The 19,947-nt window shown below is 62.4% G+C and carries 21 protein-coding genes; 6 read left to right on the top strand and 15 right to left on the bottom strand.

Going from position 1 to position 19,947, the window contains the following annotated elements; all coding sequences use genetic code 11:
* Positions 1–39 precede the first annotated feature (39 nt).
* Positions 40–492, top strand: coding sequence for a hypothetical protein (locus MOD31_RS04205; RefSeq protein WP_250819918.1), 453 nt, complete (start codon positions 40–42; stop codon positions 490–492).
* Positions 489–1,118 carry an SIMPL domain-containing protein gene (locus MOD31_RS04200; protein ID WP_166842801.1) on the top strand — a complete coding sequence of 210 codons (630 nt, stop codon included), beginning with the start codon at positions 489–491 and terminating at the stop codon, positions 1,116–1,118. The genes MOD31_RS04205 and MOD31_RS04200 overlap by 4 nt, the downstream gene beginning before the upstream one ends.
* Here the strand turns inward: MOD31_RS04200 and pcp are convergent.
* A complete protein-coding gene (gene pcp, locus MOD31_RS04195; RefSeq protein ID WP_250819917.1) occupies positions 1,115–1,756 on the bottom strand; it encodes a pyroglutamyl-peptidase I in 642 nt (213 codons plus the stop codon). The two genes, MOD31_RS04200 and pcp, sit on opposite strands and share 4 nt — an antisense overlap.
* A gap of 92 nt (positions 1,757–1,848) precedes the next feature.
* Between pcp and MOD31_RS04190 the strand changes: the two genes are divergently transcribed.
* On the top strand, positions 1,849–2,940 hold the full coding sequence (locus MOD31_RS04190) for an Rv2578c family radical SAM protein (protein ID WP_250819916.1): 1,092 nt from the start codon (positions 1,849–1,851) through the stop codon (positions 2,938–2,940).
* Between the two features lie 10 nt (positions 2,941–2,950).
* On the opposite strand, the gene MOD31_RS04185 is transcribed toward MOD31_RS04190, so the two are convergent.
* Positions 2,951–3,385, bottom strand: a complete 435-nt coding sequence (locus tag MOD31_RS04185; RefSeq protein ID WP_142939611.1) for a (deoxy)nucleoside triphosphate pyrophosphohydrolase — start codon at positions 3,383–3,385, stop codon at positions 2,951–2,953.
* Between the two features lie 134 nt (positions 3,386–3,519).
* Here MOD31_RS04185 and MOD31_RS04180 point away from each other — a divergent pair, with 134 nt between their 5' ends.
* Entirely contained in the window at positions 3,520–4,764 is a 1,245-nt protein-coding gene (locus MOD31_RS04180) for an MFS transporter (RefSeq protein WP_142939612.1), read from the top strand.
* A gap of 131 nt (positions 4,765–4,895) precedes the next feature.
* Here the strand turns inward: MOD31_RS04180 and MOD31_RS04175 are convergent, their stop codons facing one another.
* The 4 genes from MOD31_RS04175 to infC form a co-directional block, all read right to left on the bottom strand.
* Positions 4,896–5,807 carry an RNA methyltransferase gene (locus MOD31_RS04175; RefSeq protein ID WP_166842804.1) on the bottom strand — a complete coding sequence of 304 codons (912 nt, stop codon included), beginning with the start codon at positions 5,805–5,807 and terminating at the stop codon, positions 4,896–4,898.
* Between the two features lie 26 nt (positions 5,808–5,833).
* Complete coding sequence (rplT, locus tag MOD31_RS22040; RefSeq protein ID WP_142939614.1) at positions 5,834–6,517, bottom strand: 50S ribosomal protein L20; 684 nt, start codon at positions 6,515–6,517, stop codon at positions 5,834–5,836.
* Between the two features lie 119 nt (positions 6,518–6,636).
* The gene (gene rpmI, locus MOD31_RS04165) at positions 6,637–6,831 is read right to left on the bottom strand and encodes a 50S ribosomal protein L35 (RefSeq protein WP_011774324.1); all 195 of its coding nucleotides are present in this window, start codon (positions 6,829–6,831) and stop codon (positions 6,637–6,639) included.
* A gap of 117 nt (positions 6,832–6,948) precedes the next feature.
* Complete coding sequence (infC, locus tag MOD31_RS04160) at positions 6,949–7,986, bottom strand: translation initiation factor IF-3 (RefSeq protein ID WP_238703447.1); 1,038 nt, start codon at positions 7,984–7,986, stop codon at positions 6,949–6,951.
* A gap of 394 nt (positions 7,987–8,380) precedes the next feature.
* Here infC and MOD31_RS04155 point away from each other — a divergent pair, with 394 nt between their 5' ends.
* The gene (locus MOD31_RS04155) at positions 8,381–8,779 is read left to right on the top strand and encodes a DUF1844 domain-containing protein (RefSeq protein WP_142939616.1); all 399 of its coding nucleotides are present in this window, start codon (positions 8,381–8,383) and stop codon (positions 8,777–8,779) included.
* A gap of 74 nt (positions 8,780–8,853) precedes the next feature.
* Here MOD31_RS04155 and MOD31_RS04150 read toward each other — a convergent pair whose 3' ends face one another.
* From MOD31_RS04150 to MOD31_RS04120, 7 genes are all read right to left on the bottom strand, one after another.
* Positions 8,854–10,158 carry an MFS transporter gene (locus tag MOD31_RS04150; RefSeq protein WP_166842805.1) on the bottom strand — a complete coding sequence of 435 codons (1,305 nt, stop codon included), beginning with the start codon at positions 10,156–10,158 and terminating at the stop codon, positions 8,854–8,856.
* A 51-nt stretch (positions 10,159–10,209) separates the two neighbouring features.
* Entirely contained in the window at positions 10,210–11,121 is a 912-nt protein-coding gene (locus MOD31_RS04145; protein ID WP_166842806.1) for an SseB family protein, read from the bottom strand.
* Positions 11,121–11,864, bottom strand: coding sequence for a bifunctional 1-(5-phosphoribosyl)-5-((5-phosphoribosylamino)methylideneamino)imidazole-4-carboxamide isomerase/phosphoribosylanthranilate isomerase PriA (gene priA, locus MOD31_RS04140; RefSeq protein ID WP_142939619.1), 744 nt, complete (start codon positions 11,862–11,864; stop codon positions 11,121–11,123). The genes MOD31_RS04145 and priA overlap by 1 nt, the downstream gene beginning before the upstream one ends.
* Before the next feature lie 209 nt (positions 11,865–12,073).
* Positions 12,074–12,817 carry an imidazole glycerol phosphate synthase subunit HisH gene (gene hisH / locus MOD31_RS04135; RefSeq protein WP_142939620.1) on the bottom strand — a complete coding sequence of 248 codons (744 nt, stop codon included), beginning with the start codon at positions 12,815–12,817 and terminating at the stop codon, positions 12,074–12,076.
* On the bottom strand, positions 12,814–13,440 hold the full coding sequence (gene hisB / locus MOD31_RS04130) for an imidazoleglycerol-phosphate dehydratase HisB (protein WP_223942242.1): 627 nt from the start codon (positions 13,438–13,440) through the stop codon (positions 12,814–12,816). Before hisB ends, hisH begins: the two co-directional genes overlap by 4 nt.
* A gap of 47 nt (positions 13,441–13,487) precedes the next feature.
* Positions 13,488–14,606 (bottom strand): histidinol-phosphate transaminase, encoded by a 1,119-nt coding sequence (locus MOD31_RS04125; protein ID WP_250819915.1) that lies wholly within the window; start codon positions 14,604–14,606, stop codon positions 13,488–13,490.
* A 77-nt stretch (positions 14,607–14,683) separates the two neighbouring features.
* A complete protein-coding gene (locus MOD31_RS04120) occupies positions 14,684–15,043 on the bottom strand; it encodes a LysM peptidoglycan-binding domain-containing protein (protein WP_024820374.1) in 360 nt (119 codons plus the stop codon).
* Positions 15,044–15,390: 347 nt separating this feature from the next.
* On the opposite strand from MOD31_RS04120, the gene lexA reads away from it, so the two are divergent.
* Positions 15,391–16,134 carry a transcriptional repressor LexA gene (gene lexA / locus MOD31_RS04115; RefSeq protein ID WP_142939623.1) on the top strand — a complete coding sequence of 248 codons (744 nt, stop codon included), beginning with the start codon at positions 15,391–15,393 and terminating at the stop codon, positions 16,132–16,134.
* 64 nt (positions 16,135–16,198) lie between these two features.
* On the opposite strand, the gene MOD31_RS04110 is transcribed toward lexA, so the two are convergent.
* Together MOD31_RS04110 and hflX are read right to left on the bottom strand one after the other, a co-directional pair.
* On the bottom strand, positions 16,199–18,259 hold the full coding sequence (locus tag MOD31_RS04110) for an ATP-dependent DNA helicase (protein ID WP_250819914.1): 2,061 nt from the start codon (positions 18,257–18,259) through the stop codon (positions 16,199–16,201).
* Positions 18,252–19,814: a GTPase HflX gene (gene hflX / locus MOD31_RS04105; RefSeq protein ID WP_142939625.1), complete on the bottom strand. Its 1,563-nt coding sequence runs from the start codon at positions 19,812–19,814 to the stop codon at positions 18,252–18,254. The genes MOD31_RS04110 and hflX overlap by 8 nt, the downstream gene beginning before the upstream one ends.
* Positions 19,815–19,947: the final 133 nt, after the last annotated feature.

The raw sequence follows: 19,947 nt of genomic DNA, 5'->3' as shown, positions 1-19,947 counted from the left end.
CCCGTGCCGCGCCATACACCACCGGGTTAGCATGGCTTCATGACTCCCGCGCAGCGCGTACGGCAGATCGCAAACGTCCTCAACCTCTCCACGCCGTTGGGATTGGTGGTGGCAGCTGCGTCCCGGTGTGCCGTGTCCAGCGGCCCCCGCGGGCTTCTGATCGCTGCCGGATATCACTGGAAACTCCCACACGCCGGCGCTTTTACCCTGGGCAACGTCATCTTGTACCGGGCGCCGCAGGGCGTGGCCGGAAGCAACACAGTGCTCTTGGGCCATGAGGAACGGCACAGTACCCAGTACGCGTACTGTCTCGGCCTTCCCTTCCTGGCCCTTTACGGCATCGCCGCTGGTTGGTCCATGCTTCGAAGCGGGAATCCGGCGTCGAGGAATTTCTTTGAACGGCAGGCCGGCCTTGCAGCTGGCGGCTACGTTGACACTCACCCCCGCCGGCAGGGCAGCCCTGGGGGCCAGCGAATCGAGGCCGAAGCATGAACCGAACCATCACTGTCACGGGAACCGCGAGCGCGAAGGCTGTTCCGGATTTGGTGACCTTGACGCTCGGTGTGGAAACGCGCCGCGGCACGGCCGCTGAAGCCTATGACGACGCCGGCAAGACGGCCAACGCTGTTGCAGCCAGTTTGCGGGGTGCGGGTGTTTCCGCCGTGGATCTTCGAACGAGCGGATTGAACCTTCGCGCAGACCTTGTCTGGGTGGAGGGGCAAGGTCAGAAAGTGACAGCCTACGTGGCTTCCACCGATCTGCAGGTGGGCATCCGTTCCCAGGCGGACGCTCCAGCTGCGATCGCTGCCGCTGTTGCTGCCGGCGGAGACGAGATCCGGATTAACGGGATAGAACAAGGCTTTGCAGATTCTTCTTCCGTCACTGCCCAGGCGCAGGAGGCGGCGTGGCAGGATGCTGTGGCCCGAGCCGAACAGTACGCATCGCTGGCTTCGTCCCGGCTTGGGAAGGTGGTCTCCATCTCCCAGGAGCCGCTGCACGGCGGCCCCATACCCTTGGGTGGAATGGTGAGGGCATCCTTCACTGCGGAGTCCATGCCCGTGGAAGCTGGAGAGTCCTCGGTTTCGGCGAGCATCCGGGTTGAATGGGAGCTTGTTTAGCGGATAGCCCCGGCCGAATATTTCACATCGGCCTGCGCGTGCAGGGCAGTCCTGACAATATCGGCGATTCCTTCTGCCATCGTCTCCAACGGCATGGACGGCGTTGCGCTGCCTTCCGGAAGCTGCTCCGGCAGATAGGGGACGTGGACGAATCCGCCGCGGATACCGGGCTTGGCTGCCAACGAGTGCATCAGCGCATAGAAGATGTGGTTGCACACGTAGGTGCCGGCAGATTGTGAGACTTCTCCCTTGATTCCCGCGATCTGGAGGTTTCGGAGCGCAGCTTTTATGGGCAAGCTGGAGAAGTATGCCGCAGGCCCGCCCGGGACGACCTCTTCATCAAGGGGGCGCTGCCCTTTGTTGTCCGGTATCCGGGCGTCATCGCAGTTGATGGCGACGCGTTCCAGGGAAATCCGTCCACGGCCTCCGGCAAGGCCAGTGCAGACCACTATGTCAGGGTTCAGACGGGCTATGGCATCGGTGAGAACCTTTGCCGACTCGCCAAAGACGCACGGCAGCTCCACCGCTTCAACGGTGATGCCTTCCGCGGCGAGCAACTCCCTCGCCCGCCGCGCTGCCAGCCACGAAGGATTCACAGTGTCCTCAGCAAAAGGTTCGAAGCCGGTCAGCAGAATCATGGGGCCAACCTTAGCAATGCGCCAGCCCCTGTGATCCGGTCATTGGTCTCAAGGCCTTGACATTCATTCGAACATACCTTCGAATAGAGTCCATGAGATGGGACGCACAAGCATTGTCACCTTCGCGTGGACCGGCGTCAGAAACCAGTGACACTCAGGCTCCGGGCCCTGCCCCGGCACTGGATGCCTTGTTGCCACTGGCCGGGCTTGTGCGTTCCATCTCAACACCCGAGTTCTCGGGAGTCACCTTTCATGAGGTCACCGCAAAGTCAGTGCTCAACAAGGTGCCAACCGGATCCAACATGCCGTTTGAGTGGACCGTGAATCCGTACCGCGGTTGCAGCCATGCCTGCGTGTACTGCTTTGCCCGCAAGAGCCACACGTACTTGGAATTCGACGCCGGCCGGGATTTCGATTCGCAAGTGGTGGTCAAAATCAACGCCGCCGAAGTTCTCCGCAAAGAACTGGCTAGACCCTCCTGGCAACGTCCGCAAGTGGCCCTGGGTACCAACACAGACCCCTACCAGCGCGCAGAAGGCCGCTACGCCCTCATGCCAGGAATCATCCGGGCCCTTGCCGATTCAGGAACACCATTCTCCATTCTGACCAAAGGCACACTGCTGGCGCGGGACATTCCACTGCTCAAGCACGCAGCTACGCAAGTGCCTGTGGACCTGGGCATCTCTCTGGCCATGACCAACGAAGATCTGGCTGCACTGATCGAGCCCGGCACTCCTTCTCCCAGGGCGCGCTTGAAGCTCATCGCCCGTCTTCGAGACGCTGGCCTAGGATGCGGCGTTATGGCCATGCCGATTCTCCCGTGGCTCACGGACTCGGACGAAGCACTCGACTCCCTCTTCACTGAACTGACCAAGGCTGGAGCCACCGGAGTCACCGCGGGCGCTTTGTACCTCAAGCCCGGAACACGCGAGTGGTACATGCAATGGCTGGCCGCCCAGCATCCGGAACTTGTGGGTAAGTACCGGCGGCTCTATGGCCAGGGATCCTATGCCTCCAAGGAGTACCGCACCTGGCTCACAGGAAGGATCACCTTTTTCAAGGCGAAGTACGGCTTCACTGGGACGTCTGGATTCAGCCATCGGAATGCCCGCGGCGCTTCCGGTCCCACAGCGGCCCCCGCGCGAGTCAGTGCTCCCCTCCCGGAGCAACAGCCGCTCTTCTAAGCGTTTGTTCTCACGCTGGAGCGGCAACCCTGTCCAGCAAGGCCCGGACTATGGGCAGGTCCGCCGGTATCCACGGAAGACCGAGTAGTTGGTCACTGTCAGCTAACGACACCCAGCGCAGTTCATCGTGATCTTCCAGGGGCCGCGGCTCCCCCGCTGTCAGTTCGGCAAACCACACCCGCATGGCAGCGCGCTCGTTGAGCGTCCACCCGACGATGTTGCCGGACTCCAGCTCCGGTCCCAGGTTCACTTGAACTCCCAGTTCTTCGGCGAGCTCCCGGTGCAGGGCATCCTCCGCTGTTTCTCCGGTTTCCACCTTGCCACCCGGAAATTCCCACATCCCTGCAAACTGGGGTGGTGCTGTGCGGCGTGCGGCCAGCAGGCGGGTCGGGGCCTCCAGGGAGTCGACGACGGCGGCGCCCACGACATTTATCAATCCAGTCACCGCAACAGTCTATGGTGGTCCGGACCATGGGCATCGTCACAAACCGGCCCCAAGTCACTGGCCCGGGACTAAACTTGTTATCGGATTTTTCTCCGCATTCCCCAGCCCACAAGGCACCCTCAAGAAGCAGGCTTATGACTACCACTGTGTCCCCGTCCGCCACCGCCAAAGCAGCAAGGAACCACCTTGGCCTGGCAATCCTGGCCCTGGCCATGGGCGGATTCGCCATCGGAACCACCGAGTTCGCCATGATGGGCCTGTTGAAGGAGATCGAGGAAGGGCTGGGCATCAGCACCCCCGAGGCCGGCAACCTCATCTCGGCTTACGCCCTGGGTGTGGTCATTGGCGCTCCCGTCTTCGCAGCGTTCGGGGCAAAGCTCCCCCGAAAGCACCTTGCCCTGGGGCTAATGCTTTTCCTGTCCGTGGCGAACCTGACGTCCTTCATCGCACCCGACTACGGCTTCATGCTGCTCTCGCGCTTTGCTTCGGGCCTTCCCCACGGAGCCTTCTTCGGAGTGGCAGCCGTCATCGCTGCCGGCCTCGTCGCCCCTACCAAGAGGGGATGGGCAATCTCCATGGTGATGGCAGGACTCACGGTCTCCAACGTCATCGGCGTCCCTGTGGCCACGTGGGTGGGTCAGACCTTCGGCTGGCGGCTGCTCTTTGTCATTGTCGGCGCAATCGGACTCTTGACCGTTGCCATGGTGTGGAAGTTCGTCCCCTTCGAAGCAGCCCACCCGGAGGCGAGCATCCGGCGCGAGCTCGGAGCACTCAAGCGGCTTCAGGTTTGGCTGGCATTGCTGATCGGCGTCATTGGATTTGGCGGCTTCTTTGCCGTGTACACATACATCGCACACACCATGACATCCGTGGCTGGAATACCCGAAAACCTGATCCCCGCCGTCGTGGCCCTCTACGGACTAGGCATGGTGGTGGGCAATATCTTTGGCGGACGCCTTGCCGACAAGTCCGTGATGGGCACCATTTACTGGGTCATGCCGGGAATCGCCGTAGCGCTGGTGGTTTACGCCATCGCTGCGCACTGGGCTTGGGCCGCTTTCATCATGGCGTTCGTAGTGGGCGGCATCGGCTCCATGCTGACCCCTGCCCTGCAGACCCGACTCCTGGACGCTGCACCTGGCGCGGCATCGTTGGCATCCTCTCTGAATCACTCAGCCCTTAACATCGCCAATGCTCTCGGCGCGTTCCTTGGCGGAACTGTTATTGCCTGGGGTTGGGGCTACGTTGCTCCGGCGTTGGTGGGCGCTGTGCTGGCCATCCTCGGCCTTGGAGTCGCCTTGCTCAGCGGCCTGCTGGAGCGCAGAAAGCCCCTGGTCACGTCTCCGCCTACAGACGCCGCGGAACCGACGCGCCCCTGATCAGGGGCCACGGATCCGACGCGCCGCCCAACACCTAGCGACGAGACAAAGCGCAGGAACAAAAAGATGGGCTCCGCCGTAGCGGAGCCCATCTTTTGCGTTAAATCTACGTGGTCAAAGCCTAGAGCTGTTTACACATTCCCCGGCCTGGCGCTCTGCTGGGAACGCGCACTGGCATAAAGGCACACGGTGGCGGCCGTGCCCAAGTTCAAGCTTTCAGCTGCCCCGTAGACGGGTACGGCCACCCGGTGATCAGCCAGTGCCAGCTCGGCGTCCGACAACCCCTGTGCCTCGTTACCGAAAAGCCATGCCGTAGGAGACTCGAGGGCATAGTCCGAAGCTACGGAATCATTCCCGAGTCTCCGCGCCGCATTCTCGTCCTGCAGCTGGTCCAGGTTGACGGATCCATAGCCATCAGCGGCCAGAATGCCGATCCCGCGCTCCCGGCACTGCGCTACGAGCTGGTCAACATCGGCGCCGAGTACAACCGGCAGGTGGAAGAGGGAACCCGCAGTAGAGCGGACAGCTTTGGGGTTGTAGATGTCCACGCTCGAGCCGGTGAGGACAACAGCATCGGCGCCGGCAGCATCGGCCGCGCGCAGCACAGTTCCGGCGTTGCCGGGGTCGCGCACCTGGCACATCACCGCGATCAGGCGGGGACCGGCGTCGAGTACCGACTCAAGGCTGACATCCACGAAGCTGCACACGGCAACAATGCCCTGGGGGTTTACAGTGTCAGCCATGGCCGCAAGGACTTCGTCACTGGCAAGCCGGAGCAGGGTTCCCTGTGCGAGGTCGGCAAGCTCAGGAAGGCGCTCCAAGCACGCTTCACTGGCAAAAACTTCATGCACGACGGCGGGACCTCCGGCCGCGGTGCGCTCACGGTGCAAGGTCAACGCCTCACGCACCGCTTGCGGTCCTTCTGCAAGGAAACGACCGCGCTTTAAACGGGCCGGGCGCCCGGCAAGCTTGGCGACGTCCCTCACCCGATCAGCTCGGGGGTTGGTCATCGGAAAGTCTTGCGGGCGCCCGGTTTCGTTCATATAAAGAACTTTAGTGGCAGTTGCGACTAGTTCTTGATCTGCTGGCGGGCTTCTCCGCCTGCAGGCTCAAAGCCGGCAGCCTTTGCAGCCTCAACCGTGGAGAACCAGTATTCAGCAGCGGTGGTGTTGTACCAGGTGGAACCCGGAACGTGGTACTTCTTGGACTCAGCGTTGCCCTTGATGGCGTAGCCTTCCGGAGCCTCGTCGCCATCAGCAGCAACTGCGCCGTCGATGGCCGGCTTCTCGGAAACGACAGCCTTGACAGCGGTTGCAGTGGCAGCAGCCGGAGCAACCTTGGCAGCCTTGGGAGCAGCAGCCTTGGGAGCAGCAGCAGCGGCCGGAGCGGACGTGTCAGCCGGAAGTGCTGCCTTGGCGATGTTCACCAGAGCGGCGAAAGCGTTGGCGTCGGAGACAGCCAGCTCGGCCAGCATGCGGCGGTCAACCTCGACCTCAGCGGCCTTGAGGCCCTGGATCAGACGGTTGTAGGTGAGGCCGTTGGCGCGGGATGCAGCGTTGATGCGCTGGATCCAGAGGCGACGGAAATCGCCCTTCTTCTTGCGGCGGTCACCGTAGCTGTACACAAACGAGTGCAGCAGCTGCTCTTTGGCCTTACGGTACAGGCGCGAACGCTGACCGCGGTAACCCTTTGCGCGTTCGAGGACAACCCTGCGCTTCTTGTGGGCGTTTACCGCCCGCTTCACACGTGCCACGTGCGTACTCCTTCAGAAATCTTTATCCCAAGCTGCTACTGCCGGAAACCCGGCCGGCCTGAGAAGGCTTTTGGTGTAGTCGGTCCCTGCCGGATGGCAGTAACCAAAGAACTTGGAACTTAGACGCCGAGCATCTTCTTGATGACCTTGGCGTCGCCCTTGAAGACGAGCTTGTCGCCGGCGAGGCGACGGGTCAGCCTGGAGGACTTGTGCTCCAGGTAGTGACGGCGGTTGGCCTGCTGACGCTTCAGCTTGCCGGTACCGGTCAGCTTGAAGCGCTTCTTAGCACCGCTGTGGGTCTTCATCTTCGGCATGGGAACCGATCTCCTTACGTATCCACGGACAAGTCCGCGATTCTATCGTGCAGCCGGCCTACGAGGGTCGGCGTGCTGGTTGCTTGCCGATGGAGGCGGAGCCTCCACGGCGTTGAACTAGTTGGTCTTGCGTGATGCTGGCTTGGGCGCAGCCTTGGGAGCTGCGGGCCGAGCTGCCGGCTTGGGAGCTGCCGGCTTGGCGACGGGCTTCGGAGCCGAAGGAACTGCGGGCTTCGGGGCGGCTGCCGGAACCACTGGCTTCGGAGCTGCTTCAGCTGGTGCAGCCTTGGCGGCGGGGGCTGCCTTCGCAGGTGCCGGTGCTGCCTTGGCGGGAGCTGCTTTGGCCGGTGCCGGCGCTGCCTTTACTGCAGGCGCCTCCACTACGGGTGCTTCTTCAACATCCGGAGCAGGTGCTTCTTCAGCAACCGGGGCCTCTTCAGCAACCGCTGCTTCCTCAGCAGCGGGAGCTTCTTCAGTAACCGATGCCTGGGCCTCGGGGGCTTCGGCCGCTTCCTGCGTGGTCTCCTCTTCGGTGACCTTGAAACCCTCGGGCAGAAGGTCAGCGAGGCTCTGAGTCATCGGAGCCTGCTCGCCCTTGGTGTCAACACGTCCGGACGCCTTGGCTTCATTCTGCGCCTTGGCTTCAGCACGCTGCGTAGCGCGGCGCGCTTCAGCCTTGGCTTCAGCCTTGTTCTTCAGGGGGCCGATCACCATGACCATGTTGCGTCCGTCAATGCGCGGGCTGGACTCGATGATGCCAACCTCAGCAACATCTTCAGCGAAGCGCTGCAGCAGGCGGATACCCATCTCGGGGCGTTGCTGCTCACGGCCGCGGAACTGGATCATGGCCTTCACTTTGTCGCCGGCACCGAGGAACCGAAGTGCGTGTCCGCGCTTGGTTTCGTAGTCGTGCTTGTCGATCTTCAGGCGGAAGCGGATTTCCTTCAGAACCGTGTTGGTCTGGTTCTTGCGGGCCTCGCGGGCCTTCACTGCGGCTTCGTACTTGTACTTACCGAAGTCCATCAACTTGCAAACAGGAGGCTTAGCCTGCGGGGCAACTTCAACGAGATCGAGATCGGACTCGGCAGCAAGACGCAGGGCGTCCTCGATGCGGACAATTCCTACCTGTTCGCCGGCAGGACCGACCAACCGCACCTCGGGGACGCGGATACGCTCATTGATTCTTGGCTCGCTAATGTTAAAGCTCCTGTGGTTGTGGTGATGTCACCGGCAAATAGAGAAGGCCCCCAATTGCTGGTGCAATCGAAGGCCTCGAAGATCGGTAGCACTTCCTCCAGGGAAGCACACGCATCCGGAGGCAGTGCCTCCAAAAGCGTCCGACCAGGTACCCGGCAACCTCTTGTCCCGAAAAGGGATCCTGTCCCCGAAGGGAGCGGCTGACGCGGGTGGGAGAGAACTCCGCTTGCAAACTGAAAACCAATTCTACAGAAACAACCCGCCAAGCGCACATTGCGTGAGGCGGGAGCATGTATTGCGCATGTTGCCTGTGAATAACGACTTCCAGTCGGTCTGTGACAAGCTTACCAGTATGAGCACTGAAGACAGCAATTCCCGTAACTCCTATAGCGAAGACGCCGCCCCCGCCGTTGATGCCGGGGTGTCCCAGCAGATCCGTGACATCGCTGAAGTTCCGGCCGTGGAAGTTATTACTACCGGCGCCGTCCACCTCATGAGTGCGGCGGCCGTCAAGGTTGGCCTGGCAGATGACCCCAATGCCGAGGACCTCAAGGACTTGGACGAGGCCCGCAAGCTGATCACCGCCCTCGCCGGCCTGGTGTCGGCAGCCGCCCCGGAGATCGGTTCACAGCACGCAGGTCCGTTGCGCGATGGCCTGCGCTCACTGCAACTGGCCTTCCGCGAAGCGTCACTCATTCCCGACGCACCGGGCAAGGGCCCGGGCGAAAAGTTCACCGGACCGGTGAACTAGCACCAACTACGGCAAGAAACTACGACGGCGGGTCGACCAGGTGGTCGACCCGCCGTCGTCGTCAGGTGAGCTTTTCAGACCCGTGCTGCCCGGCGACGCAAGGACGTCAGGACGAGTCCCGCCGCACACAGGACGACGCCGGCGATTCCCACGGCCGCGAACCCGCCGGACGGTCCAACGGTGTCGATGAAGACTCCGGCCAGAGGTGCGCCGAGCGCGACTCCTGCGGTCAGCGCGGAGCCGTACCAGCCCATGGCTTCACCCCGGCGCTCTTCTTCAACGAGGTCAGCCACCTTCTCGGAAGAGGCAGACAAGACCGGGGCGCACAACAGGCCAGGCAGGAGCGAGAGGAACGCCAGAGTCCAGGTGTCCTGGGCAAATCCCATCGGAATAGTAAATGCGGCCATGCCCAACAGCAGGAGCATGGGCGAGATGGACCGCTTCATGGACCCGTAAATGAGGCCACCAACCACCGACGCGGCGCACCAGAAGAAGAACACAATACCGATTTCATTCTGGTGCCCGCCGCGTTCCAACAGACCCACGATGCTGACATCGGAACCGCTCAACACCATGCCCGATCCCGCAGCAACAGTGAAGAGTGCACCAACAGAGACGGTGAACCACGTAAAGTTCCTGGCCACACGATTTCTAAGGCCTGCAGTTCGGGATGTCGACGACGCCATTTCCGACGCCGCCTCCTGGACGTGGGCAGGCGCTGACGCCACCATCGCTGCCTCGGCAGCAACCAGGTCAGCTGCAGCCCGGTCCGCGGACTCCTGCGGAGTACAGACCGCTTCGCTGCGGGTGGGCGGGTTGAACCACATCAGGAACAGCCCGGCCACGGACACGGAGACGCCCACGGCCGTGAGCCCAATAGCCGAAAAACCGCTGGTGGCGACGATTGCCCCCACAGCCGGCCCGATCATGAAGACCAGCTCGGTGGCGATGGAGTCGAGGGCGAACGCCGAACGCCGCTGCTCGCCGTCGACCATGACGCCCAGAGACTGCCGGACGACACTGAAGATCGGCAGCGTGAAAAGGCCGCCGACGAACACCAGCGGCAGCAACCACTCGTAGGAAACATGCGGGACGATCGACCAGATGACAGTCTCCGACACGACTGAAGGGATCAGCGCCTTGCGGAGGCCCACCATGTCTACGCGGCGGCCGCGCCAAGGAGCGCCCAGCGCAATGCCAATGGTCATGACAGCAGCTGCTGCACCGGCGGCGGCATAACCCTGGCCAAGTGTGAGCACGATGTGCAGCGTGAGCAGCACGCCAGCAGCCGAGTGCGGAATGCGGGCAATCATGCCCACTATCAGCAAACGCCGGACAGGTCGGATGGACAGCATCTCTTTATAGAGAGCGAAGTTCACTGGCTAAATCCTCTTGTTCCCCAGGGCAGCCCCGGGGAACCGGTACTGCCGTTAATACTGCGTGGGCTCCTGTGCTGCACGCTGCAGTTTTACTTCCATGGAATCAACGCTTTCGGCAAAGGAATCCATTTGCGCCCACGCCTCGTTCAATTGGGCAACGAGAGTTTGCACTGCTACGGCGTCGAGTCCATCCTCAAGGAAAAGAACAACGCGTAGTTCCGGCCCCGCACCGCCTCCTGAGACCTGGCGGCCATCGGCCGTCAGCGACGCAACACCGCCGCCGGGTTGCGTCTCAAGGCGACGGACCGTTTGAAAGGCCGAGACCGTTGAAGCGAGAGCTGACTCCAGTTGATCATCAAGGTATGACGGCGTCCAGTCCTTCTGCTGGGCAAGGGCCCACACGGCCGGGCGCCGCACAACAAAGGCAAAGTCGGAACCGGGATCCAGCACCAACAGCTGCGCGCCCTCGGATACCGCCGAAAGCGCCGCACGCGCGGCGTAAACGGCAACCGGCCGGGCCTCCGAGTGCCATGCCTCGAGAGCGGCTGCGGAGGTAAAGACCGGCATGGCCGTGCGGCCATCAGGAGCCTTCAGTGTGACCAAAGCCATATCCGCTTGCTTGTCAGCGTGCAGGCCGTCAACGCCTTCTGCTTCTTCAGCCAACTGAGCAACTACCGGAACGAAAACCCGTGCCGTCGCCAAGGAGGCCACAACGTCTGCCTCGCTGCCGGTTCCGTTGATCAGAGCCGCGACGGCGGCTACGTACCCGGGGTCCGCTGAGCCGTCGTCGTCCTCGAAATTGTGGATCTTGGCGTCGTCACCGCTGAGGCTCCTACCGGCCCAGGGCTGGCCTGCAGAGTCCGTAGCTCCCCCGGCGCCGGCCAACGCAGCCGCGATGTGGCCGGGTAGCTCGCGCCTGGCCTGACCTTGATCCCCGTGCTGGTGACCTGCGTTATGAGGCATCAGCGGCGGCCGGCAACGTCCAGTGCTTCGGGCAGAGTAAAGGCACCGGCGTAGAGAGCCTTGCCAACAATCGCACCTTCCACACCCAGCGGGACCAGTTCGCGCAGGACACGGAGGTCTTCCAGGCTGGAGATACCGCCGGAGGCGACCACAGGCTTACCGGTCTTCTCAACCATCTGGCGCAGAAGTTCCACGTTCGGCCCCTGAAGGGTTCCATCCTTGGTGACGTCGGTGACTACATAACGCGCACAGCCGGCATCCTCGAGGCGGGCAAGAACCTCCCAGAGGTCGCCGCCCTCCTTGGTCCAACCGCGTCCGGCAAGCGTTGTGCCGCGGACATCAAGGCCGACGGCGATCTTGTCACCAAAGCGGTCGATCGCACGGCGGGTCCACTCGGGGTTCTCCAACGCCGCGGTTCCAAGGTTCACGCGGGCGACACCCAGTTCCAGTGCACGCTCAAGAGACTCGTCATCCCGCAGTCCGCCGGAGAGCTCCACCTTGACGGCGAGCTGCGACACCACCTCGCTGATGAGCGCGGCGTTGTCTCCACGCCCGAAAGCTGCGTCGAGGTCCACCATGTGCACCCATTCGGCACCGGCGTTCTGCCAGTTCAGTGCTGCTTCCAGCGGGGTCCCGTAGCTGGTTTCCGAGCCTGCTTCTCCTTGGAGGAGGCGGACCGCTTGGCCGTCAACAATGTCAACGGCCGGCAGGAGTTCCAGAACGGACTGGGCGGAGGAGGTCATGTGTGTCCTTGAAGTTCGAAAAGGGTGATGCGGCTAGTTGAACGACTGGTTCAGTTTCCCAGCGTCAGGAGATAGGCGGCCAGGAGGGACATCCCTGCCAGCACGTAGAAAGAAATAGAAACCCAACGCGGCTTTTTCTGCTGATGGAAGGAGATCCCCCCACCTACCAGCAGGCCGGCGAGGCCCATAAGTAATACCGACCACCACATCTAGGCGGCACCGCTTCCGGATTCTTTCGAAGCGGGCTTACGGAGGCTATCCACCCAGTTTCGCAGGAGCCGGGCCCCGGCATCCCCTGACTTCTCCGGGTGGAACTGCGTGGCGCAGAGCGGGCCGTTTTCCACTGCGGCAATGAAGCGTGCACCGTGCTCGGACCACGTCACCATGGGAGGAGCCATACGGGGCTGAACGACGTCGAAGTTCCACTCCTGGACTCCGTAAGAGTGCACAAAATAGAAGCGTTCCTGTTCAACACCTTCGAACAGCTTTGAGCCTTCGGGGACGTCCACGGTGTTCCAACCCATGTGCGGCACCACTGGAGCGGGAAGGAGCTCAACCTTGCCTGGCCACTCAGCCATGCCTTCGGACTCGGTGCCGTGCTCAACTCCGGCTTCGAAGAGAACCTGCAAACCCACGCAGATGGCCAGCACAGGACGGCCACCGGCAACCCGACGCCCTATCATGCGGATGGCATCAACGGACTTGAGTTCCTTCATCACGGTCTCGTAGGCACCAACTCCGGGCACCACCAGACCATCAGCGTTGAGCACGTCCTCAGGCTTGGAGCTCAACACCACGTGCGCGCCCGCACGTTCGAGGGCGCGGACGGCAGAGCGAACGTTGCCCGATCCATAGTCCAACACGGTGACGGTTGGCTTGCCTTCAGGCGACTCCGGCTTTACGGACGCTATGGCGTCGGCCACGGCTCCATTGTTCAGAATCTGGCCGCTCATAGTGCGCCCTTAGTGGAGGGAATGCCCTCCACACGGGGATCGGACTCAACAGCTGCACGCAACGCGCGGGCAAAGGCTTTGAACTGGGCCTCAACGATGTGGTGGGGGTCGCGGCCGGCCAGGACGTTCATGTGGAGGCAGATTCCGGCGTGAAGCGTAATTGCTTCAAAAACGTGACGGGTCAACGATCCCGTGAAGTGTCCGCCGATCAGGTGGTATTCCTGTCCGACCGGCTCGCCACCGTGCACCAGGTAGGGTCGTCCGGAAACATCAACGACGGCGTGCGCCAAGGCTTCGTCCAAAGGAACCGTGGCTTCACCAAAGCGACGAATACCGGCTTTATTGCCCAGCGCCGTTCGGAGGACCTCGCCGAAGGTAATGGCGACGTCTTCCACCGTGTGGTGGGCGTCAATGTGGGTGTCGCCAGTAGCTTTGACGGTCATGTCAATCAGGGAATGCTTGCACAGAGCCGTCAGCATGTGGTCGTAGAACGGAACCGAAGTGCTGATATCCGAGACGCCTGAACCATCCAGGTTAATCTCCACCAGGACCGAAGACTCACTGGTGGTGCGCTCCATGCGCGCGGTGCGGGCAGCGGTCGGCGCGGCGCCGGTTTCGCTCATTGGGACATCCTTATACACGGAGGGGTGGGTTAGGTCTAGGAACAAGTTTAGGCGTGGTGCGGCGCGGTGCCGTCCAGCAGGGCTTCCAAGGCCTCCAGGAACGCAGTAGTTTCCGGCTCGGTTCCAGCGGTGACACGCAAATGCCCCGGGATACCGACGTCGCGAATCAACACGCCGGCGTCCAGCAGGCCCTGCCAGATAGTGTGTGGATCCTCCAGTCCCCCAAAGAAGACGTAGTTGGAGTCCGAAGCAGCAGGCTGGAGGCCCATGCGGAGCAGTTCAGTCACAATCCTGTCGCGCTGGACCTTGATGTCCTCGACGTCGGCCATGAGGGCTTCGCGGTGATTCAGCGCAGCGAGGGCCGTTGCCTGCGTCACGGCAGAGAGGTGGTATGGGAGACGGACCAGCCTGATGGCGTCCGTGACTTCCGGGGCTGACGCCATGTATCCGAGCCTGGCGCCCGCCAAAGCGAATGCTTTGCTCATGGTGCGCGAGACGATCAGACGCTCGCGTCCGGGCAACAGGGTCAGGGCGCTCGGCGTGTTGTCGTGTGCGAACTCGTGGTAGGCCTCATCCACGATCACCATGGCCTGGCTGGCTTCGCCGGCCTCGTAAACAGCCTCCACGACGTCCAATCCCAAGCCCGTACCTGTGGGGTTGTTGGGCGAGCACAGGAAGACGATGTTGGCGCCCGTTTCCCGGACCTGAGCAGCGGCCGATTCGGCGTCCAGCCCGTAGTCTTCCGCGCGGACTCCGCGGACATACTCGGTGTCAGTGCCACTCGCGAGCAGGGGGTACATGGAGTACGTGGGAGGAAAGCCCAATGCCTTGCGGCCGGGTCCACCAAAGGCTTGGAGGATCTGCTGCAGGACCTCGTTGGATCCGTTGGCCGCCCAGATGTTGTCCGGGGAAAGCCCGTGGCCAAGGTACTCGGCCAAGGCTTCACGAAGTTCGGTGAACTCCCGGTCCGGATAGCGGTTCAGCCCGGTGGCCGCAGCGGCCACGGCCTCAGTGATGGCGGCTTGGACATCTGCGGGGACGCCATGAGTGTTTTCGTTGACGTTGAGCAGGATAGGGACATCGAGCTGCGGTGCGCCATAGGGGCTCAATCCACGCAGGTTGGTCCGAAGGGGAAGTCGGTCAAGTCGCTCAAGCTGGTCACTCACCAACCCAGTTTAAGGGGCGGCCGGGACTGCCGACTAACTGTGACGCCCGACCCTTGATTTCTGCGGGTGCCGAGGGATCAGTTTGCAGGGACGAACAGCTGCTGGCCGGGCAGGATGCGGCCGCCCCGGAGGTCGTTGAGCTGGATGATCTCGGCGATGACGTCGCGGGGGTCACGCTCGGGAGCGGCAGCGCCGGCGATGCCCCAGAGGGACTGACCTGGCTGGACTGTAACAGTGACGGCAACAGGCGGACGCAGTTGGGACTGCGAGTCGGCTGCCTTGGCCGGGGAGTTGATAAATCCGGCAAGACTCAGCAACGCTGCAACCAACAGCATGGCCGGGATGCCGAAGAAGACGATCCGTCCCCTTCGGGTCAGGCGCAGGCGAGCGGGTGCCTGGGTAGTACGGAAATCAGCGAACGTAGTGACTGCGGACATGAGCTGAGCCCTTCTGAGCTATTGCCACGCTCCGGGATGCCCGGTGCCTGGCTGCCAATTCTTTGTGTTCCCCTGGGCCTGCCCCGGATGTTCGAACGCTTTGTTCGAACATCCAGCTTCAGCATCAGGTTTATAGAACACATATTCGAACCTTGCTATGACATTTTTAGCACTTATCAACGAACGGTGTCGAGACTCGCTAGAACAAATGTTTGATAAACGCCTGTGCCTGCCCTACGTTTGAGTGAAGAAGCAGCACTGTTTCAGTGGAACAGGAGGGTCTGACATTTTTGCAGACCTGACACCCCTGGCCCTCATCAGGGCGGAATGGAAAGGCATTGGCGAACATGGCAGCGAAAGCCACAGGCGGAGGGGCACCCCTGCGGAGCCAACAGCCTCAAAAGAGTCCCAAAAGCCTGACCGTCCGGCAGAAAAAGATCCTGGAGACCATCCAGAGGTCAGTCAATGACAACGGCTACCCTCCCAGCATGCGCGAAATCGGCGACACCGTGGGTCTGGCCAGTTTGTCCAGCGTCACGCACCAGTTGTCCCAATTGGAGAAGCTCGGCTACCTCCGCCGGGACCCCAAGCGTCCCCGCGCCATGGAAGTGCTGATGCCCCTAACCCTTGATGGCGGGCCCATCCCCGGTGTGGACGCTCCGACCACCCTTCGCAGCGCCGGTGGCCTGGCCGTCACCGAGCTAGCCAGCGCCAGTGATACCGCCATGGTCCCCTTGGTGGGGCGCATCGCGGCAGGTGGACCGATCCTGGCTGACCAGACGGTGGAAGACGTGCTTGCACTCCCACGGCAACTCGTGGGGCATGGCGAACTGTTCATGCTGAAGGTGGCCGGCGATTCCATGATCGATGCTGCTATCTGTGACGGCGACTGGGTGGTGGTCCGGCGACAGAATGATGCCATCAACGGCGACATCGTTGCCGCCCTGCTGGATGATGAAGCAACCGTGAAGACTTTCCGGCAGCGGGACGGTCACACGTGGCTGCTCCCCCAAAACACCCAGTACGAGCCCATCCTCGGAGATCAGGCCACCATCATGGGCAAGGTCGTCTCGGTACTGCGCTCTCTTTAAGCGCTCACGCCCTTTAAACGCAGCTTCCCGTGGACACCAGCAGGTGTTCACGGGAAGCTGTGCATTACGGGGCTTTAGCCGAGCCCAGACGTTCCAGAACGCCTCGAACCACCGACCGGTCCGTGGTGGCCCAGAACGGCGGCAGGGCGGCACGTAGAAAGCCCCCGTAGCGCTCGGTCGAAAGCCTGGAGTCGAGTACCGCGACCACCCCTTTGTCTCCCGTCGAGCGGATCAGTCGGCCAGCGCCCTGCGCCAGCCGAATGGCAGCGTGCGTGGCTGACACGGCCATGAAACCGTTCCCGCCCGATTGGGCAACCGCCCGGGAACGGGCAGTCATCAGGGGATCGTCAGGACGTGGGAAGGGAATGCGGTCAATAACCACCAGTCGGCATGAGCCACCCGGAACGTCTACCCCCTGCCACAGGGACATGGTTCCGAAGAGGCACGTATCTGGCTCGTCCGCGAATTGCTTCACCAGGGCCGCCATGGTGGATTCTCCCTGACAGAGAATGTCCACATCCAGCCGGAGCCGCATGGCATCGGCGGCTTCTTCGGCAGCACGCCGCGAGGAGAACAGGCAAAGCGCTCCGCCCCCGGACGCCCGGATGAGGTCTTCCAATTCGTCCAGCGCCTCCGGCGAAGTACCGCGGCCCGGTTTGGGCAGGTGCTTTGCCACGTATAGAACACCCTGTTTGGGATAGTCGAAGGGCGATCCCACATCAATGCCCGTCCAGCTCGGCGCGCCGTCTCCAATCAGGCCAAGACCACCCGCGGCGGGCTCGAAGGCCGAGCCGATGGCCAGGGTCGCAGAGGTCAGCACCACAGTATGGCCGGCAAAGAGCCCCTCTCGAAGCCGCCCTGCCACACTGAGCGGGGCAATATTAATCAATGCAGGAGCTGTCTCGTCCGGCGGAGAATATCCCTGCTGGGGGTCGAACGTGCTGTTCCGCGAGAACCAGACCACTTCGCGGTTCTCCTTCGCGGCGAGCATCCGCTCGCACAGTTCCAGGATGAGCATGAGCCGTGAGCGCGCAAGCTGCCGTCCGCCGTCGACCGCGTTTGAAGAATCCGTCTTCGAGTCCGAGAGCGCGGCGCGCGTGGCGTCCCGCAATTGGTCAATGCAATCCAGCTGTTCGTCGTTGAGGCCGTTGGGCAACAGACCGTTGGGCACGCCAGCTATGGCCATATCCAAGCTGTCCGCAGCTGCGTTGAGGGCGTCCACGGTGATGGCCGTATGCTTGCGGGCACTTGATGCCGCCGCGTGGACCATGGCCACGGATAACTGTCCTGAAACGGCTCCGGTTACCCGGTCCTGAAGCTCGTGCGCCTCATCAACCACCACGACGTCGTACTCGGGCAAGACAGCCAGGCCTTCAAAGGCGCTGACGGCCAACATGGCATGGTTGGTGACTACGACGTCGGCCTCACCAGCCCTTGAACGGGCCAGCTCACTGAAGCACTCTTCTGCCACGGGGCACTTCTGGGCACCCAGGCACTCCATGGACGTGACGGAAACCTGCCGCCAAGCCCTGTCGGTGACGCCGGGCATGAGTTCGTCGCGGTCTCCGGTAGTGGTCTTCTCCGCCCATTCCCTGAGGCGGACCACTTCCTTGCCCAGCTGCGATTGGGGTCCACCCATGGAGGCAGCAAAGTGAGGGACGCTGGTGTCCTCCCCCAGGGAGAACAGCTGCCCTTCGGAGGGCTCCTCGCTGGGGAACCCGCCTTCAAGCTTCTGCAGGCACACATAATTGGCCCTGCCCTTGACCAACGCCACGTTGACGGGGCGCTCAAGGGCAGGGTTGATGGTCTCCAGCAGCCGGGGAAGATCACGGCCGACAATCTGGGTCTGGAGTGCCAGGGTGGCGGTGGACACCAGCGTCGGTTTGTTGCTGTCCATGGAGTGAGCGATCAACGGAATAAGGTAAGCCAAAGACTTGCCCGTTCCCGTTCCCGCTTGAACCAGCAAATGCTCCCCGGTTTCAATAGCCCGGGTCACATGCTTGGCCATTTCATGCTGACCCGCACGGCTTTGTCCGCCCATGCCGTCAACAGCCCGGTCCAACAACTCGAGGGTGGCTTTCTCCCCCACCGACTTGACGGCGTCCGCCGCCACCTTCTCAACCATTGCTGACGAATGACTCCAGTTCGGCGGCCAGGCCTTCGCGCACCATGACCACTACGCGGGTCCCGTTCTCCTCGTGCTCAAGGCTGAGGATTTCCGAGTCGGAATTGTGCAGTTTGTTGATCATTTCCCCGCGGTCGTAGGGAATGAGCAGTTCAAGGCGCACGCCCGGCCGGGGAATGGATCGGCTGATGTCTTCCAACAGTTCGGCAATGCCCTGGCCCGTACGGGTGGACACCACTGCGTGGCGGGGTTCCTTCTGCTTGAGGCGCTCCACCACAAAAGGATCCGCGACATCGACCTTGTTGAGGACGATGATTTCAGGAACCTTACGGGCATCCACTTCGGTGAAAACGGTCCTTACAGCAGCGATCTGGCCCTCAGGATCGGGGTGTGATGCATCCACCACATGGAGGATCAGGTCTGCGTCCGCCACTTCCTCCAATGTAGACCGGAAAGCCTCAATCAGCTGGGTGGGCAATGAACGAACGAACCCAACGGTATCTGCCAGGGTGTAGCCGATGCCATCCGGAGTTTGCGCCTTGCGGACCGTGGGATCCAAGGTGGCGAACAGGGCGTTCTCCACCAGGACACCGGCGTCCGTGAGGCGGTTCAGGAGGGACGACTTGCCGGCGTTCGTGTACCCGGCGATGGCGACGGACGGAACAGCATTACGACGGCGGTTGGCGCGCTTAGTCTCGCGCGCCGGCTTCATCGCGGCTATTTCGCGACGCAGCTTGGCCATGCGGGTGCGGATTCGCCGCCTATCGAGTTCGATCTTGGTTTCACCAGGACCGCGCGAGCCCATGCCGGCGCCTGCTCCACCCACCTGGCCACCGGCCTGACGGGACATGGAGTCACCCCAACCACGAAGCCTCGGGAGCAGGTATTCGAGCTGTGCGAGCTCAACCTGGGCCTTGCCTTCGCGGCTCTTGGCGTGCTGGGCGAAGATGTCCAGGATCAGTGTGGTCCGGTCGACTACCTTGACCTTCACGATGTCCTCAAGGCCGCGTCGCTGTGACGGGGCAAGCTCCGTGTCCACTACTACGGTGTCTGCGCCGGTGGCGGCGACGATGTCCTTGAGCTCCTGGGCCTTGCCGGATCCGAGGAAGGTCCCGGGGTCCGGCTTCTGCCGGCGCTGAACAATACCGTCCAGCACCTCGGATCCAGCCGTTTCGGCAAGGGCGGCGAGCTCACGGAGGGAGTTCTCCGCATCAGCAAGAGTCCCCTCCGTCCACAGGCCGGCCAGGACAACGCGCTCCAGGCGCAGCTGCCGGTATTCGACCTCTGTGACGTCCTCGAGTTCGGTGGACAGTCCCGCGGTACGCCGAAGGGCGCGGCGTTCGGCCAGGTCTTCCTGGTCGCCGTCATAAATACTGTGTTCCTGGTCCAGCGTGGAAATCGCCTGCGCCTTGCCGAACACACCGTTGGCGTCGTTGTCGTCGGATGCCTGCGCAGGTACATCCTTGGAAAGAATCCGGTCGATCACGGCCTGGATTTGTTCAGGACTCATGTCCTGGGCGTCGGAATCGGATCCGGAGTGCTTCTGGGTGGTCATGGTCTCCTTAGACTGTTCGGCAATTCCAGAATAGTGCTGTTTGCTGCTCGATGGGGCGCTATTCGCGCTGGGCTGACGGGCATCGGCCAAAAGGGCCTCCTGTGTCCTGAACGGCCACCCCTCTTGCGGAGGG

The organism is Paenarthrobacter sp. TYUT067 (genome assembly GCF_023656375.1).
In the GTDB taxonomy this organism is placed as follows: Bacteria; Actinomycetota; Actinomycetes; order Actinomycetales; family Micrococcaceae; genus Arthrobacter.
The sequence above is the reverse complement of the archived record's forward strand: the minus strand, read 5'-3'. Positions and strand labels throughout refer to the sequence as shown.